The sequence below is a fragment of the Okibacterium sp. HSC-33S16 genome, from assembly GCF_024171565.1.
Lineage (GTDB): Bacteria > Actinomycetota > Actinomycetes > Actinomycetales > Microbacteriaceae > Mycetocola_A.
Window position 1 is genome coordinate 157,578 of sequence record NZ_JALJZZ010000007.1, and the last position, 16,406, is coordinate 173,983.

Here is a 16,406-nt window from a genome sequence, read left to right on the forward strand (position 1 = left end):
GATCGGGCCTGTGACACGCAAAACCGCCGACACACAGCGCCTGCTCGATCTGGCGCAATTGCGTCGCGTCCGCGATCGGATTGATCGGGAGTACGCTCGACCCCTCGATGTCGAGTCACTTGCCCGGGGTGTCCACATGTCTGCCGGGCATTTGAGCCGACAGTTTCGGATGGCGTTTGGCGAGTCGCCATACTCCTACCTCATGACCCGGCGAATCGAGCGGGCGATGGCTCTGCTGCGGACGAGCGACCTGAGCGTAACGGACATCTGTTTTGCGGTGGGATGTTCCTCCCTGGGAACATTCAGCACGCGATTCACCGAACTGGTCGGCGTGCCTCCGACGATCTACCGTTCCCACAACGCCGGGACACCCCTGACGATGGCACCCTGCGTTGTGAAGCAGGTCACGAGACCGGTCAGGAATCGAGAAGCGAAGCCCCTGCAGTCGGAACTAGCGTGACGAACATGAACATCACCATTCACCAGTCCTTTCTCCCCCACACCGATGCCGATGCATCACTCGCGTTCTATCGGGACGTCCTCGGCTTCGAAATTCGCAACGACGTCGGCTACCAGAACATGCGATGGATCACCGTTGGACCACCTAACCAGCCGGATACCTCCATCGTGTTGATGCCACCCACGGCGGCTCCCGGTCTCACCGAGGAGGAGGCTCGAACACTTCTCGACCTCATCGCCAAGGGCAGCTACTTCGGCGTCAACCTGGCGACCCACAACCTCGACGAGGCATTCGCCGAGGTGGAAGCGGGAGGCGCAGAAGTGGTGCAGGAACCGACTGATCAGCCGTACGGCATCCGTGATTGTGCATTTCGTGATCCTGCAGGCAATTTGATTCGCATGCAGGAACTGTCTTAACCCTTCGCCACCGACGTATGCTCGGGACTGTCCACGCCACGACCAGCTACTCTCGCGGGTCGCAAACACGCTTCCGATGGGACGACACAGAGTGAGCATCGCTACTGAAACCAGCAACAACGCCGCCGAGACGCACCCGGCTGACCGCCATGACCTCATTCGCGTGCAGGGTGCTCGGGTCAACAACCTCAAGGACATTAGTCTCGTCCTGCCCAAGCGCCGACTCACGGTCTTTACCGGACTGTCGGGATCCGGGAAGAGTTCGCTGGTCTTCGGAACCATCGCCGCAGAGTCGCAGCGCATGATCAACGAGACCTACAGTGCATTCGTCCAGGGGTTCATGCCCAACCTGGCGAGGCCAGACGTCGACGTGCTTGAGGGCCTCACGACCGCCATCATCGTCGACCAGGAACGAATGGGCGCCAACTCGCGGTCGACGGTCGGCACCGCGACGGATGTCAACGCCATGTTGCGCATCATCTTCAGCCGGTTGGGCCAGCCGCATGTGGGCTCACCGCAGGCGTTCTCGTTCAACGTCGCATCGATCAGCGGTGCCGGAGCCGTCACGGTGGAGCGCGGGGGCAGGACAACCAAGGAGCGGCGCGACTTCGAGATCACCGGAGGAATGTGCCCGCGGTGTGAAGGTATGGGGACAGTCAACGACATCGACCGCACCCAGCTTTACGACGAGTCAAAATCGCTGAGCCAGGGCGCCCTCACCATTCCCGGATACACCGCCGACGGCTGGGGAGTAAAGATCTACAGCGGATCGGGATTCTTCGATCCGGACAAGCCGATTCGGGATTTCTCGAAACGTGAACTCGATGATTTTCTCTACAAAGAGCCGGTGAAGGTCAAAATCGGCGACATCAACATGACGTACGAGGGGCTGATCCCCCGGATTCAGAAGTCGCTGCTCTCCAAGGATCGCGAAGCCATGCAGCCGCACATCCGGGCATTCGTCGATCGCGCCGTGACGTTCACTGTGTGCCCGGAGTGCAACGGGACCCGGCTCAATGAGGGAGCGCGCTCGTCTCGCGTCGCAGGAATCAACATCGCCGAGGCGTGTGCCATGCAGATCAGCGATCTGGCGGCCTGGGTGCGAAAGCTCGACGAGCCGTCGGTGGCACCCCTGCTGGTCGCACTTCAGGAAACACTCGACTCGTTCGTCACTATTGGTCTCGGCTACCTGTCGCTCGACCGACCGGCGGGAACACTGTCGGGTGGTGAAGCGCAGCGGACCAAGATGATCCGCCACCTCGGCTCGTCCCTCACCGACGTGACCTACGTCTTCGATGAGCCCTCCATCGGATTGCACCCCCACGACATCCAGCGGATGAACGAGCTCCTGCTTCGGCTGCGTGACAAGGGCAACACGGTCCTCGTCGTTGAACACAAACCGGAGATGATCGCGATCGCGGACCACGTCGTCGATCTCGGACCGGGTGCCGGAACCACGGGCGGAACCATCTGCTTCGAAGGGACCCTCGACGCGCTGCGCGAGAGCGACACCCTGACCGGACGCCACCTGGCTGATCGCGTCGCTCTGAAATCGGCCGTGAGAAAGCCCACCGGTGTCCTCCCGGTTCGTTCTGCGACGAAGCACAACCTCAAGGGCGTGGATGTCGACATCCCACTGGGGCTGCTCGTGGTCGTCACCGGAGTGGCTGGGTCGGGCAAGAGTTCGCTCGTGCATGGCTCGCTGCCGGCAAATTCCGGCGTGGTCTCCATTGACCAAGGCGCCATCCGCGGATCCCGTCGAAGCAACCCAGCGACATACACCGGGATGCTCGAACCCATCCGTAAGGCGTTTGCAAAGGCAAACGGCGTGAAGCCGGCACTCTTCAGCTCCAACTCCGAGGGTGCATGCCCCAACTGCAATGGAGCGGGCGTGATCTATACCGACCTCGGCATGATGGCAACTGTTGAGTCACCGTGCGAAGTATGCGAGGGCAAAAGATTCCAGGCATCCGTTCTCGAATATCGACTCGGTGGACGTGCCATCAGCGAGGTGCTCGGCATGTCGGTGCTCGAGGCCGAGGATTTCTTCCGCTCCGGCGACGCACGCACCCCGGCCGCTCACGTCGTACTGGAACGCCTGGTCGACGTCGGGCTCGGGTACCTGAGCCTCGGACAGCCGCTCACCACACTGTCGGGCGGCGAGCGCCAGAGACTGAAGCTGGCCACGCAAATGGGCGAGAAGGGGGGAATCTACGTGCTCGACGAACCCACCACCGGGCTGCACCTCGCCGACGTGGAGAACCTCCTCGGCCTGATGGACCGCCTCGTTGAGTCCGGCAAGTCCGTCATTGTGGTGGAGCATCACCAAGCGGTGATGGCGCACGCTGACTGGATTATCGACCTGGGCCCGGGTGCCGGGCATGACGGCGGCCGGATCGTCTTCGAGGGAACTCCAGCGGACCTCGTCGCTCAACGCTCGACCGTGACCGGTGAACACCTGGCAGCATACGTCGGCGCGTAACCGATGGTCGCGGTGCTCTGCTAGAACTCCGCGCCTTGAATGAGGAACACCACAAGAAGCCATCCGGCGACCATCGAGCCGGTGAACCAGATCACCCAGCCGAGGATGCGGTTGGCCAGGATGAGTTTCCACGCTCCCGTCCGATTAGCCAGGGCGTACTCCTCCGCACGCACATAACTGCGACCGTAAATCCATGCGGCATTGACGGCGATCTCGAGCGCGCTCAAGATCGCCGCTAGACCGTAGAGGAAGATCAGCCCGCCGTAGAGTTCCTCGTCTAGCCACGGCTCGAGCAGTGTTTCAGCGAGGATCACGAGGCCAAGCACGCCAAGTACAGCGCCATTCATCAACGACCAACGCTGTGATCGGCCACCGAAGGTGACGAAGGAGGCGTGAACCTCAGAGTCGCCGGTTTCGGCGAGCGCTGCCCGAGCAGACCGGCGCATGCGCACGATGATGACCGTGGCGATCACGGTGTAAGGGATCGCGATACTGACGAGGAGGAACGCGATCGGAAGCATGGCGATCACCGCGAACACCCCACCGAGGCCGAGGATGACCGCGAGTGAAACGTACCCGATGACGGATCGCGTCCAGCTCTCCGGCGCAGCAACCGGTCTCCCGGGAACGGCTTTGGGGAGCACTGGGCTGTTCGTCACGCGTTAGTCGTCGCTGACAAGGCGCGGCCGTCTGCCGGCGGACTAGCCGACACGCTGAGCCGTGAACTGCATGCGCGGGTTGGCATAGAACTCTTGCGCCTCGATGAGCCTGAGCTCGCGCTGGCCCGAGTGATAGGTCATCTCCACCAGGTCGAAGACACTGGATGCGGTGCGCTCGAGGGCCAGGGCTGCGTCTTTCGTCGAGCCGTAATGCGCCGCGAAGAGAGCGGCGGTCACGTCGCCCGATCCGTTGGCTTTGAACGGAAGCAACGGTGTCGTTACGAGCCACTTGCCCGAGTCGTCGACAACGAGCATTTCGATGGTGTCTGGCTCACGGTCGGGGCGCTCGACACTCGTGACCAGCACGGTCGACGGGCCCATCGCGCGTGCAAGGTCCACCGAGTCGAGCGTTGACTCCAGGGAGGACGGCTCGGTGCCGGTGAGGTAACCGAGTTCGAACTGGTTGGGCGTGATGATGTCAGCGACCGGAACCACCCGGTCGCGCAAGAGGTCGGGAATCTCGGGTGCCACGAAGCACCCTGATTTTGCGTTTCCCATCACCGGGTCGCAGGCGTACAGGGCCGACGGGTTAGCCGCCTTCACCCGCTGCACCGCGTCGACGATGACGTCGCCGATTCCGACGCCACCCTGGTAGCCGGAGAGAACGACGTCGATCTGCGGGAAGGCGCCTCTCTCTTCAACCCCAGTGATGACATCCGCTACCTGACCGGGATCGATCAGAGGCCCGCGCCAGGCACCGTACCCGGTGTGATTCGAAAAATTGACCGTATAGACGGGGATGACCTCGACGCCGATGCGCTGGAGCGGAAAGACGGCGGCCGAGTTTCCGACGTGGCCATAGGCAACAGCGGACTGGATAGAGAGAATCTGCACCATCTCACACTAATCACCGATCGGCGTTCTGTCCCTCTTCGACGGCGTCAGTTCGCCGCGCGAGAGAAACTATTCCACGCTCAAGGCCAGATCGACGGCAGCCTCAACGTGAAGACGTGTGGTCGGAAAGACAGGAACCGAGCTGTCCTCGGCCCTCACGAGCAGCTCGATCTCCGTGCAACCCAGAATGATTCCCTGGGCGCCCTGGTCCACAAGCTGCGCGATGATGGCCCGATACTCCTCCCTCGATTCCTGCCGAACGATCCCGTGGACCAGCTCGTCGTAGATGACGCGATGAACGATCTGGCGAGCGGATGCCTCTGGCACCGTCACGTCGATACCGAACGTCGCGAGACGGTCGCGATAAAAATCCTGCTCCATCGTGAAGGACGTGCCGAGGAGCCCGACGTGGCTGAGTCCGGCACGTTGGATGGAGGCACCGGCAGCAGCGGCGATGTGCAAAACCGGAATCGTCACGGCGTTTTCGATAACCCCGATCACCGCGTGCATCGTATTGGTGCAGAGCACAAGCATGTCCGCGCCGGCATATTCGAGTGCGCGGGCACGACTCGCGAGCAACTCCCCGGCTTCGTCCCACTGACCCGACGACTGGAACGCCTCGATGTCGGCGAAATCGACCGAGTCGAGCAGAACCCGTGCCGAGTGAAAGCCGCCCATTCGCACTGAAACGAGCTCGTTGGCCAACCGGTAGTACTCGGCAGTCGACTCCCAGCTCATGCCGCCGAGCATCCCGATAGTTTTCATGACGACTCCTTCCGTAGACGACCGAGCCTATGGCTCCTCGGCGACCCCTGCCGCAACCGACTCGGGCACTTCTCCGGGTGCGTACTTCGCCAGTCGCTCGCAGATCGCAACCGCGCTGTGCCCGGCGACTACGAGAAGCCCGATCCGGGGTACACCGGCCGCGATTGCCAGCACAAGAACGAGCGCCGACCATTGGGATCCAGGACGCGCGTTCCTGAACACCGGAAGATGCTCCGGTCAGTGACGTACCTCTCTCTTAGTAGTGGGACTACTCCGAGCGAAAGTGAGATCCCGAAGCGAAAATATTCAGACCCATCGCGCGCGACAGATATGCGGTCGCAATCTGCCCTTGAACGCTGTTGCCGGCAAGGTCGAGCCGCGGTGCGTACGAACCGATACCGACCTTGCCCGGTGCGACGGTGATGAGACCGCCGGAGACCCCCGATTTTCCCGGCAGCCCGATGTCGAACAGCCATTCCCCCGACGCCTCATACAGTCCGCTCGCTGCCAGAACCGCGAGTGTGTCACGGCAGACCGTCGCAGATACGACGCGTTCGCCCGTCACCGGATTTACCCCACCATCAGCGAGGGTCGCCGCCATGGCCGCGAGGTCCCGGGCGTCGACCGAAAGCGAGCATTGGCGCGTATAGACGTCGACGACGTCGAGCGGGTCGCGTTCGATCCGGTCATAACTCGCGAGCAACTGCGCGATCGCCCGGTTTCTGAGGTTGGTGTGGGACTCGGACTCATACACTTCGTCGTCCATCCGAAGGTCTCGACCGGCGAACAGTGACAGTCCCTCTCGAACGGCCTCCCATTGCTCATCCGCTGTTCGCCCCGGCACGAGTGCGGTGGTGGCGAGCGCGCCCGCGTTCACCATGGGGTTCATCGGGTGGCCGTCATTTAGCTCGATTGCCACCACAGAGTTGAATGCAAGCCCCGTGTTGTTGACGCCAACGATCTCGAGGGCGCGCTCGTGCCCAATCGCTTCGCAGACGAGCGCGAATACAAAAGCCTTGGAGATCGACTGAATGGAGAACTGACGTCGGGTGTCGCCCAGTTCATGGAGTCCACCGGACACATCGGCGATGCAGAGTCCAAATGCTTCAGGGTCGGCCCGGGAGAGAATCGGGATGTAGTGAGCGACCGTTCCCTCGGAGTGCTTCGACGCGTGTGCGAATGCTTCGGCCAGGAGAGCGTTGATGCGGGAATCGGATGGTGGCGCACCGGTTGCTACCGCCTGCTCGATTCCTGCAACGTCCAGTTCCACGGCGCCCTCCAAGGGTGCACTCACGTGCGACTGATCTGAACCTAGTCGATCCCAGCCGGGGTGGACAGAGTGGACAAGGATCCCGCACAAGCTCCCGGTCAGGACGTCCCCAGGTGACCCAGTTCTCCGCTTCAGAATGTCAGCGAAGACGCAAGCGGTTCCACCCCGAACTGGAGGCTATCCGACGGCACGGTGAATGGCTTCACTGAAGACAGTATTGAGGGGAGTCACCGTGGATTCTGAGGAGAGCATTCGACCGCACGCTCAGCCGACGAGGTGCACCTCGTGATCCCCCTGGGTGTTGCGCTTCTCGCTGTCGGTCTCACGGTTTCCGTTGGATCCGGCATCCTGGAGACTCAAGCGGCGGGTCGTCAGCGAATATCTCTTTGGCCCAATCGCCGTGGCTACCGACGCCCGCGATCGACCGCCATTACGGGGTGGGTCGCCGGTTTGCTGGTCGGAGTGGGGGCCGTGATCTTCATCGTCGTCTGGGGACCAGCTGCGCTCTACCTGGCAGGCTTTGTCGTACTGCCGCGTCTGTTGGTGGTCGCCATCCACAATAGGGACGTTCGGGTGCGACAAATCGCGCGTGGGCCACTGAACAGCGGTGCGCCGGGCCGCACCACGAGTCACACCAGGCCGGAGGCGGCCGATTCTCCGAACACCTGAATACCGCGGATGTGATCGCTGTCCACGGGCCGACGTTGGCCGTGACACGGCTCAGTCCTCGGTTCGCATCCTGGTGGGCCGGGAGAACAGGTTGACGAGGTTTCCGTCGGGATCCCGAAAGAGCGTCGAGCGATTGCCCCACGGCATGGTGGTGGGTTCAAGCACGATGTCGTCAAGCTCGTCGCGGAGACGAGCGAAATCTGCGTCGACGTCGCTGACGAGGAACTCGACGATAACGGAATTGTTGCGCTCTGGCTGAGGGGCTGCGTCCCCCAACACGGCGACGGTGGCGGTGCTTCCGATCGCCAGAGCGCCGGTGGCAGTACGGATTTCGGCGAAGATCGGTGCCGGCCGTTCTGCGGTCACGCCCGTGACCTTCTCATAGAAGCGGGCCAGGCGATCGACATTGTTCGTGATGATGCGGATGGATGCGAATTCCATGGGGTTCCCTTCAATCGGACCAGTTGTGCTGGATCACTCCATGGTCGCAACGCCTGGCGACACCGTCCTGTCGGTGATTAAGGACGTGTGCTCTCTTCGCCGATCGATGTGAGGTCACCGAATGGGATAGTCAGATCCTCGACTCGCAGGGTGCGCGCTGGGCTTCTCTCCTCAGTGGGGTCGGCCCGCGCGATGCGATCAGCGCGGAACGCGCGGACGCCGCATCGAAGCCGGCACCATGCGATGAGGTACCAGGTGCGGCCCCGGACGATGTATCCCATCGGCTCAACAGGCCGAGACGTTTCAACTCCGTGACGATCCTGGTACAGGATTCGGAGTACACGACCCTCGCGTAAAGCACCGGCCAGGACGGCGGGCACTCCTGCCCTCGGGCCGTCACTTAAGAGGTGCACGCGAGTGGCGAGTTCAACCGTCTCGGCGAGCTTCCGATCATCGGTCACCGCTGTGACTTTGCGCAGGGCTGACCTCGCAGCGTCGGTAAATGGGCTGTTCGTCAACATCTCCAACGAAACCATGATCGCAAGGGCCTCATCGACAGTGAAACTGAGGGGTGCCAGGGTGTGCGAGGTATCGAGACAATACCCGCCGGTGCGGCCGGGTTCCGCCCAGATCGGTACGCCCGAAATTTGAAGCGCTGTGAGATCTCGCTCAATGGTGCGCGAACTAACCTCGAACCGTGCGGCGAGCCACCGAGCACTTCGCGGCCGCGGTGCGACGGCGCGCAGTTCTTCCACAAGCGAATACAAACGGTCTGTGCGGTTCACCCTCTGACCCTAGAGGGTCCCAGGTAAGTGCGGAACGCTCTGAACAACACCGTGAAATGACAAAAGGCCACCGAAATTCGATGGCCTGTCATTGAGAATCTAAACTACCCCACTGTGCGCGAGGGGGGACTTGAACCCCCACGCCCTTTCGAGCACTGGCACCTGAAGCCAGCGCGTCTGCCAATTCCGCCACTCGCGCAGTGTTGCGACATGCGAGCATGTCAACTCAGCGAGATTAGCATGACCCGACGCCAATCGCCATTCGAGGGCCACCCACGAGCTCCTGATCCGCGCCGTTCCGCGCCACCGACGCGCCCCGACACCCGTTTGAGTGGCACTCACAGCCCCGCCCACTAACATGTGCATAGCCATTTGACGCGATCGGGAGACCTGTGGGCATTCTGGACAACTTCGAGAAAGGTCTCGAACGTGCCGTAAACGGTGCGTTCGCCAAGACCTTCCGTTCGGGGCTGCAACCGGTCGAAATCACCTCCGCTCTCAAGCGCGAAGTCGATACCAAAGCGGCGGTCGTCAGCCGCGAGCGCATCCTCGCTCCGAACCAGTTTGTCGTGCACATGTCGGCATCGGATTACGAGCGGATGACCGCGATCGGACCGGCGCTCATTGACGAGCTGACCGGCCTTCTTCAAAAGCATGCGAAGAATCAGGGTTATTCCTTCGCCGGTGGAATCAGCATCCGTTTGAAGTCTGATCCTTCGCTCAGTGACGGAATGCTGTCTGTCGACTCCGTAAACGTAAAGGGTGCGGTGTCGTGGACTCCCGTTCTCGACATCGGTGGCAAGCGCCACCCGCTGGTGAAAAGCCGCACGATCATCGGTCGGGGAAGCGATGCCGACATCACCATTGATGACTCGGGAACCAGCCGCAAACACGTCGAAATCCTGTGGGACGGCGAGCGCGCCCAGGCCCGTGACCTGGGCTCAACCAACGGCTCCACGCTCAACGGCCAGCCGTTCAGCCAGGCCGCCCTCGACCCCGACTCGGTCGTTCAGATCGGCCGAACGCGTATTGTGTTCCGAGTGTTGGCACAGGCTTCGACCAGAAATTCCCCGGCAAAACTCGACGATTCGACCCGGGCATACGAAGCCGGCGACGGATTTTGGGGGCCCGCCCGGTGAGTGAACTCACATTGCTGATCCTCCGGATCGGCTTCCTGCTTTTATTGTGGTTCTTCGTTTTCGCAATCGTCTACGCGTTGCGGTCAGACCTCTTCGGTGCATCGAACCGAAAGAACACCGCAGCACCCGCGGCTTCCCCGGCTCCAGCCCCCAGTGCGGCACCCCGTGCACCGGCTGTTCCTCCCCGCTCGGCCGCTCCACCCCCCGTGCTCCCCACTCCCGCGCGCAAGCACGAGAAGGCGACCATCCACAACGTCAGCCGCCTCGTGATCACCGCGGGCCCCAAGGAGGGTCTTGAAGTTTCACTCGGCCGCGACCCGCTGACCATCGGTCGGTCGCCTGACTCCGGCCTCGTCATTCGCGACGATTACACCTCCACCCACCACGCCAAACTCCTGCTCTGGAACGAAGAGTGGATGATCCAGGACCTGGACTCCACCAACGGCACTTTCCTTGGCGGCAAGCGCATCAGTTCACCGACGCAGATCACGCTCGGCACCCCGATCAAGGTCGGCGCGACCAGTTTTGAACTGCGGCGGTAGACGATGACGAAAGCGGGCGACTCAGCGGCCCTCTCCCATGTGGGAAAGATCCGCTCAAACAATCAGGACTCCGGTTACGCCGGTTCACACCTGTTTGTCGTCGCCGACGGCATGGGTGGGCATGCAGGTGGCGACGTGGCATCCGCTATCGCTTTGAAAAGAATTATTGAAGCGGATGCTGTGTACACCAGCGCGCAGGACGCCGAAGCGGCCCTGCAATCCGCGATTATTGCCGCGAACAACGAGCTCGCTGACGCTGTCTTTGAGCATCCCGAACTCGGCGGCATGGGTACGACCGTTGACGCCATTGCCGCGGTGGGCGATGAGATTGCCATCGCGCACATTGGTGACTCACGCATCTACCTGCTCCGTGACGGCGAGCTGAGCCAGATCACGACCGACCACACCTTCGTGCAGCGCCTCGTCGATTCGGGCCGCATCACCGAGGAAGAGGCGATGGTGCACCCGCGCCGCTCGGTGCTCATGCGAGTGCTCGGCGACGTCGACTCGAACCCCGAGATCGACACCATGGTGATGGGAACCCACCCGGGTGACCGCTGGATGCTCTGTTCCGACGGGCTGTCCGGTGTCGTCGAAAAGGACGCCATCGAGGCGACCCTGGCCCAGGATCTGCCCGCACGGCAGGTCGGTGAGCAGCTCATCCGCAAGGCACTCGACGGAGGAGCGCCCGACAACGTCACGGTCGTGATTTACGACGTCGGCGTTGAGCGGTCCGCAAACGCACAGACGCCGGTCATCGTCGGATCGGCCTCGCGACCCCTCGCCTACCAAAACGAGGCGCCCAAACGAACGGGCCTGCTGCCGTCACTCCGACTGCATGCCGCACGCCCCAACCCGCTGGCATCGAGCCACTTTGAGCCCGCCTCAGAGGACTACCTCGACGAGCTCATCGAAGAGGACGCTCGCCGTGCGCGCCGCCGCCGACTGACCTGGCTCGTCGGAACCATCACCCTCGTGCTCGCGCTCGTCCTCGCCGGTCTCCTCGGCTACGCCTGGACGCAGTCCCGCTACTTTGTCGGGGCAGACACCAACACCGTCGTCATCTTCCAGGGCATCCAACAAGACATCGGGCCGTTCAGTTTGTCGCACGAGTACAAGGACACCGGCATTCCCGTTTCCCTGCTCTCGACATACGACCGACAGCAGGTCGAGCAGACCCTCAGTGCGTCGTCGCTCGAGGAGGCGGAAGAGATCGTGTCTCGGCTCCGAACAACGACGTCACAGGACGAAGAGGGCGGCGAATGACGAACACCACCACTCCGTCATCGACCGACTCTTTCGCCCCGGACACCGGCGTGCTGCGCACCATGCGCAAACTGCACCTTCCCCAGAAGCTCCGCAACCGTGAACTCGCCCTCCTGCTCTTCGCCTGCGTGATCAACTCGGTCGCCATCGTTCTTGTGCAGCTCGGTGCCACGGGAGCCGTTGACCTCGATCTCGTGTACCTCGGGGCCGGGCTCTCCGCGCTCGTCATCGGGCTTCACGTCTGCTTGCGCTATGTGGCGCCGAAGGCAGATCCGCTTCTCCTTCCGACCGCCACTGTGCTCAATGGGCTCGGCATCGCGATGATCTACCGCATCGATCTCGCCAAGGGGCTCGTGGGCTGGAGTGCGGCGTCGACCCGCCAGATCACCTGGTCAGCCGTCGCCATCATCGCGGCGATCGTCGTCATCCTTGTGATCCGCAACTACCGGGTCCTCTTCCGCTACACCTACGTCTTCGGCGCGCTCGCTTTCGTTCTCCTGCTCCTCCCTCTGGTTCCGGGCATCGGCCGCGAGGTCAGCGGGGCACGGGTGTGGATCAGCCTGGGTGGGCTCGGCAGCTTCCAGCCCGGTGAGATCGCCAAGATTGCCCTCGCGGTGTTCTTCGCGGGATACCTGGTGCGCACACGTGACAGCCTGTCTATGGTTGGCAAGAAGTTCCTCGGCATACGCTTCCCCCGGTTGCGCGACCTTGGCCCCATCCTCGTGGTCTGGGCCCTGTCCATGCTCATCATCGTGTTCCAGCACGACATGGGAACCGCTCTTCTCTACTTCGGCTTGTTCACCGTGATGCTCTACATCGCCACAGGCCGCCTGAGCTGGATCCTCATCGGCTTCGCCCTCTTCGGCGGTGGAGCGTTTTTCGCGGCGCAAACTCTGACCTATGTGCAGGGACGTTTCCAGAACTGGCTGGATGCGTTCAGCCCCCAGGTCTATGACGCCAGCGGCGGCAGCTACCAGTTGGTTCAGGGAATCTTCGGGCTCGCACAGGGCGGGTTGATCGGTACGGGCCTCGGACAGGGGCGGCCACAACTCACACCGCTGTCCCAGAGCGACTACATCATCGCGAGCCTCGGCGAAGAGCTGGGACTTGCCGGCCTGTTCGCGATTCTCGGGCTGTATTTGCTGTTCGTTTCACGTGGCATCCGCATCGGCTTCGCCGGTCAAGATGACTTTGGCAAGCTCTTTGCCATCGGCCTCGCCTTCACCGTTGCCCTGCAGGTCTTCATCATGGTCGGCGGCGTGACTCGTGTGATTCCGCTCACCGGCCTGACGACGCCATTCCTCGCAGCAGGTGGTTCGTCACTTGTCGCGAACTGGATCATCGTCGCGCTGCTTCTTCGGGTGAGCGACAGCATTAAGACCGGCCCTGCATCGGAGGTGTCAGCATGAATCGTGAACTCAAACGAGTGAGCATTGTCGTGCTCGCCATGTTCGCCGCACTTTTCCTGTCCACCACGGTCATCCAGGTGGCACAAGCCGACGCTTTGCGCCTCGACCCACGCAACACCAGGGCCCTCTACGACAGCTATGACACCGAGCGGGGCCCGATCCTGGCCGGAGGCACAGTCATCGCCCAGTCGGTACCGACCGGTGACCAGTACGCGTTCCAGCGCCAGTATCCACAAGGCGAGTTGTACGCGCCCGTTACCGGTTACTTCAGCCCGACACAGGGTTCAGCCGGCATCGAGCAGTACATGAACGACTACCTTTCCGGAACCTCTAACACTCAGTTCCTGGACACCATCAACCGCATCGTCGCTGGTCAGGCACCCAAGGGTGCCGCGGTCGAGGTCACCATTGATCCGGTCGTCCAGCAGGCCGCGTTCGATGCGCTCGGAGATCGTCAGGGTGGTGTCGTCGCCATTGAACCTGCGACCGGACGGATCCTTGCCATGGTGAGCACGCCGACATACGACCCCAACGTCTTGGCTAGTCACGATTCCAAGGCCGTGATTGACGCTTACAAGACGCTGGAATCCGACGATCTCAAGCCCCTGTCGAACCGCGCAACAAGCGGTGACATGAACCCTCCGGGCTCGTCATTCAAGATCATCGTTGCGGCAGCTGCCTTAGCCAGCGGTGACTACACACCGGAGAGCGAGTTCCCGAACCCCGTGAGTTTGCAACTCCCGGGGAGTAGCTCGGAAGTATTCAACTGGACACGGGCTGCCTGCGGGCCCGGCGAAACGGTGACCCTCCGCGAGGCCATTCGCCAAAGTTGTAATGTGCCGATGGCTGAACTTGCCATCCAACTCGGCGACGACGCTATTCGCGAGCAAGCTGAGAAGTTCGGCTTCAACTCCGAGATATCGGTGCCGTTTCCTGCGGGCAAGAGCATTTACCCATCCAAGCTTGATGACGCGCAAACCGGTTTGACCGGTTTCGGTCAGTATGAGGTTCGCGCCACTCCGCTGCAGATGGCCATGACATCCGCGGCAATCGGCAATGACGGAGACCTCATGGCACCCACCCTGATCGATCGCGTTACCGGGCGAAACCTCGAGGTCCTGTCGAGCTTTGAGCCGGAAGTCATGACCGAAACGCTCAATGAAGAGAGCTGTGTCGCCTTGACCGAGATGATGATCAACAGTGTCTCTGACGGGCAATCCAACGGTGCAAGAATAGAGGGGGTCGATGTGGCTGGAAAGACCGGAACAGCGCAGAACGGCACGGGCGAACCATATTCACTGTGGTTCACCGGCTTTGCGCCAGCGGACAACCCTGAAGTCGCGGTCGCGGTCGTCGTCGAGAACGATGGAAACCTCGGGCATCACAGCTCGGGCAACATCGTGGCCGCTCCCATAGCCAAGAAAGTCATAGAGGCGGTGCTGAACAAATGAGACCCACAGCAGGGGCCACCTTCGGGGGCCGCTACGAGCTCGAGTCCCGTATTGCTATCGGTGGCATGGGCGAAGTGTGGAATGCCACCGACCTGGTCATCGGGCGCAACGTCGCCATCAAGATCCTCAAGGATGAGTATCTAGGTGATCCCAACTTCCTCGAACGCTTCCGCACCGAAGCGCGGCACGCCGCACTGGTGAACCACGAGGGCATCGCCAACGTCTTCGACTACGGCGAAGAGGAAGGCAGTGCCTTCCTGGTGATGGAGCTCGTTCCTGGCGAAGCACTCTCGACGATGCTCGAGCGCGAACACGTACTGTCGACCGACAAGGTCCTCGATTTCACCGCTCAAACCGCCGCCGCCCTGCAGGCCGCTCACGCGGCCGGGCTCGTGCACCGTGACATCAAACCGGGCAACCTGCTGATCACGCCGGACGGCAGAGTCAAGATCACTGACTTCGGCATCGCGCGCATCGCCGACCAGGTCCCGTTGACGGCAACCGGCCAGGTCATGGGCACCGTCCAGTACCTCTCCCCTGAGCAGGCGTCTGGCCACGCGGCGTCACCGACAACAGACATCTACTCGCTCGGGATTGTCGCTTACGAATGTCTCGCGGGCAAGCGTCCGTTCACGGGCGAGTCGCAAGTCGCGATCGCCATGGCGCAGATCAACGAGACGCCCCCGCCGCTGCCCGTGACCGTGGCTGAACCGGTCCGCAACTTTGTGCTCTCCATGATCGCCAAGAACCCGGCCGACCGTCCCGCGTCCGCCGCACATGTTGCTCGCGCCGCACAGGCGTTGCGCCGCGGCGACGTGAGTGCAGCGACCGTCGCGGTTCCCGCTGTCGCGGGGGATGCCTTGCCGACAGCCGCAACGACGCTCCTGGAAGCCGACTCGGACGCCGCAACCACGCTTCTGGGAACGTCCAGCCTGAATGCAACCGAGGTCACGACGTCGACGGCCGAAGTTCCCACAACGGGCAAGAAGAAGAGAAGTCCCTGGACCTGGCCTCTCATCGCTCTCATCGCAATCCTCGCTGTCGTACTCACGGGCACGGTTATCGCCCTGGTCAATCAGAACGGCGATGACACCCCGACTGAAACGACGACGAGTGCGCCCGTCAAAACCACGGCGCCTCCGTCGAACACCCCAACGCCGACGCCCACCTCGAGCCTGATCCCGGTCAGTCAGGGCGACTTCGTCGGTCTGTCCTATGACGAGGCCGCCGCCAGGCTCTCCTCGCTCGGACTCGCCTCAGAACGGGTCGAAGGCAATGCGGCAAGCTCGCAGGACGAAGTCGGGATCGTTTATGCGATCAACCCAGAGGGAAACCTCGAAAAGGGCCACATCGTCAAGGTCACCGTCTACAGCGCGATGGCTGAGATCCCGAATCCGACCGCCACACCGACGTTGTCCGGTGCAGCGTGTGATGACCCGTCGTGCACCGTTTTGAAGCCGGGTGCCGAGGTCACGGTCGACTGGGCCGCGTTCACCCGCTGCCCCGCGGGCATGCAGCAGCTCGGCTACCGCATTACCGTCACCGGTGGAACATCCCAGGCCGCTGGCGGAGCCGTGCAGTCCAACACCGCCAAGGTTACGGTCGGCACGACCGAAGGTCCGTTCAGCGTCACCTACAGTGCGTTCTGCGGTTCTGAAGAGACCGGTCAGTCCCCAGCCGCAAACGCCACAGTGAAAGCGGCACCCGCCACCGTGCCCGGTGAGTGAGCAATCTTCAGCGACTAAGCTGTACCCAGTG

Annotated in this window: 17 protein-coding genes and 1 tRNA gene; 10 read left to right on the plus strand and 8 right to left on the minus strand. The window is 62.3% G+C overall.

Features of this window, described 5'->3' with window-relative positions:
* Positions 1 to 10: 10 nt before the first annotated feature.
* The 3 genes from L1277_RS15280 (at position 11) to L1277_RS15290 (ending at position 3,358) form a co-directional block, all read left to right on the plus strand.
* Positions 11 to 460, plus strand: coding sequence for a helix-turn-helix transcriptional regulator (locus L1277_RS15280; protein WP_253377638.1), 450 nt, complete (start codon positions 11 to 13; stop codon positions 458 to 460).
* 5 nt (positions 461 to 465) lie between these two features.
* A complete protein-coding gene (locus tag L1277_RS15285; protein WP_253377639.1) occupies positions 466 to 876 on the plus strand; it encodes a VOC family protein in 411 nt (136 codons plus the stop codon).
* 76 nt (positions 877 to 952) lie between these two features.
* Positions 953 to 3,358: an ATP-binding cassette domain-containing protein gene (locus tag L1277_RS15290; RefSeq protein WP_374110260.1), complete on the plus strand. Its 2,406-nt coding sequence runs from the start codon at positions 953 to 955 to the stop codon at positions 3,356 to 3,358.
* A 20-nt stretch (positions 3,359 to 3,378) separates the two neighbouring features.
* On the opposite strand, the gene L1277_RS15295 is transcribed toward L1277_RS15290, so the two are convergent.
* From L1277_RS15295 to glsA, 5 genes are all read right to left on the minus strand, one after another.
* Positions 3,379 to 4,017 (minus strand): hypothetical protein, encoded by a 639-nt coding sequence (locus tag L1277_RS15295; protein WP_253377641.1) that lies wholly within the window; start codon positions 4,015 to 4,017, stop codon positions 3,379 to 3,381.
* Between the two features lie 42 nt (positions 4,018 to 4,059).
* Positions 4,060 to 4,911, minus strand: coding sequence for a pyridoxal kinase PdxY (gene pdxY / locus L1277_RS15300; protein WP_253377642.1), 852 nt, complete (start codon positions 4,909 to 4,911; stop codon positions 4,060 to 4,062).
* A gap of 69 nt (positions 4,912 to 4,980) precedes the next feature.
* Positions 4,981 to 5,676 (minus strand): aspartate/glutamate racemase family protein, encoded by a 696-nt coding sequence (locus L1277_RS15305; RefSeq protein ID WP_253377643.1) that lies wholly within the window; start codon positions 5,674 to 5,676, stop codon positions 4,981 to 4,983.
* Between the two features lie 27 nt (positions 5,677 to 5,703).
* Positions 5,704 to 5,898, minus strand: coding sequence for a hypothetical protein (locus tag L1277_RS15310; RefSeq protein WP_253377645.1), 195 nt, complete (start codon positions 5,896 to 5,898; stop codon positions 5,704 to 5,706).
* Between the two features lie 46 nt (positions 5,899 to 5,944).
* Positions 5,945 to 6,946 (minus strand): glutaminase A, encoded by a 1,002-nt coding sequence (glsA, locus tag L1277_RS15315; protein ID WP_374110261.1) that lies wholly within the window; start codon positions 6,944 to 6,946, stop codon positions 5,945 to 5,947.
* Positions 6,947 to 7,231: 285 nt separating this feature from the next.
* Here glsA and L1277_RS15320 point away from each other — a divergent pair, with 285 nt between their 5' ends.
* Entirely contained in the window at positions 7,232 to 7,615 is a 384-nt protein-coding gene (locus L1277_RS15320; RefSeq protein ID WP_253377647.1) for a hypothetical protein, read from the plus strand.
* Positions 7,616 to 7,666: 51 nt separating this feature from the next.
* Here L1277_RS15320 and L1277_RS15325 read toward each other — a convergent pair whose 3' ends face one another.
* From L1277_RS15325 to L1277_RS15335, 3 genes are all read right to left on the minus strand, one after another.
* On the minus strand, positions 7,667 to 8,056 hold the full coding sequence (locus tag L1277_RS15325) for a VOC family protein (RefSeq protein ID WP_253377648.1): 390 nt from the start codon (positions 8,054 to 8,056) through the stop codon (positions 7,667 to 7,669).
* A gap of 77 nt (positions 8,057 to 8,133) precedes the next feature.
* Complete coding sequence (locus L1277_RS15330; protein ID WP_253377649.1) at positions 8,134 to 8,841, minus strand: YafY family protein; 708 nt, start codon at positions 8,839 to 8,841, stop codon at positions 8,134 to 8,136.
* Positions 8,842 to 8,956: 115 nt separating this feature from the next.
* Positions 8,957 to 9,040: transfer RNA gene (locus tag L1277_RS15335), tRNA-Leu, on the minus strand.
* A 193-nt stretch (positions 9,041 to 9,233) separates the two neighbouring features.
* On the opposite strand from L1277_RS15335, the gene L1277_RS15340 reads away from it, so the two are divergent.
* The 6 genes from L1277_RS15340 to L1277_RS15365 are packed head-to-tail and all read left to right on the plus strand — an operon-like array spanning position 9,234 to position 16,375.
* Positions 9,234 to 9,980, plus strand: a complete 747-nt coding sequence (locus L1277_RS15340) for a DUF3662 and FHA domain-containing protein (protein ID WP_253377650.1) — start codon at positions 9,234 to 9,236, stop codon at positions 9,978 to 9,980.
* Positions 9,977 to 10,522 carry an FHA domain-containing protein gene (locus tag L1277_RS15345; protein WP_253377651.1) on the plus strand — a complete coding sequence of 182 codons (546 nt, stop codon included), beginning with the start codon at positions 9,977 to 9,979 and terminating at the stop codon, positions 10,520 to 10,522. Before L1277_RS15340 ends, L1277_RS15345 begins: the two co-directional genes overlap by 4 nt.
* 3 nt (positions 10,523 to 10,525) lie before the next feature.
* Entirely contained in the window at positions 10,526 to 11,788 is a 1,263-nt protein-coding gene (locus L1277_RS15350) for a Stp1/IreP family PP2C-type Ser/Thr phosphatase (RefSeq protein WP_253377652.1), read from the plus strand.
* On the plus strand, positions 11,785 to 13,197 hold the full coding sequence (locus L1277_RS15355) for an FtsW/RodA/SpoVE family cell cycle protein (RefSeq protein ID WP_374110263.1): 1,413 nt from the start codon (positions 11,785 to 11,787) through the stop codon (positions 13,195 to 13,197). Before L1277_RS15350 ends, L1277_RS15355 begins: the two co-directional genes overlap by 4 nt.
* Complete coding sequence (locus L1277_RS15360) at positions 13,194 to 14,648, plus strand: penicillin-binding protein 2 (RefSeq protein ID WP_253377653.1); 1,455 nt, start codon at positions 13,194 to 13,196, stop codon at positions 14,646 to 14,648. Before L1277_RS15355 ends, L1277_RS15360 begins: the two co-directional genes overlap by 4 nt.
* A complete protein-coding gene (locus tag L1277_RS15365; RefSeq protein ID WP_253377655.1) occupies positions 14,645 to 16,375 on the plus strand; it encodes a protein kinase in 1,731 nt (576 codons plus the stop codon). The genes L1277_RS15360 and L1277_RS15365 overlap by 4 nt, the downstream gene beginning before the upstream one ends.
* Positions 16,376 to 16,406: the final 31 nt, after the last annotated feature.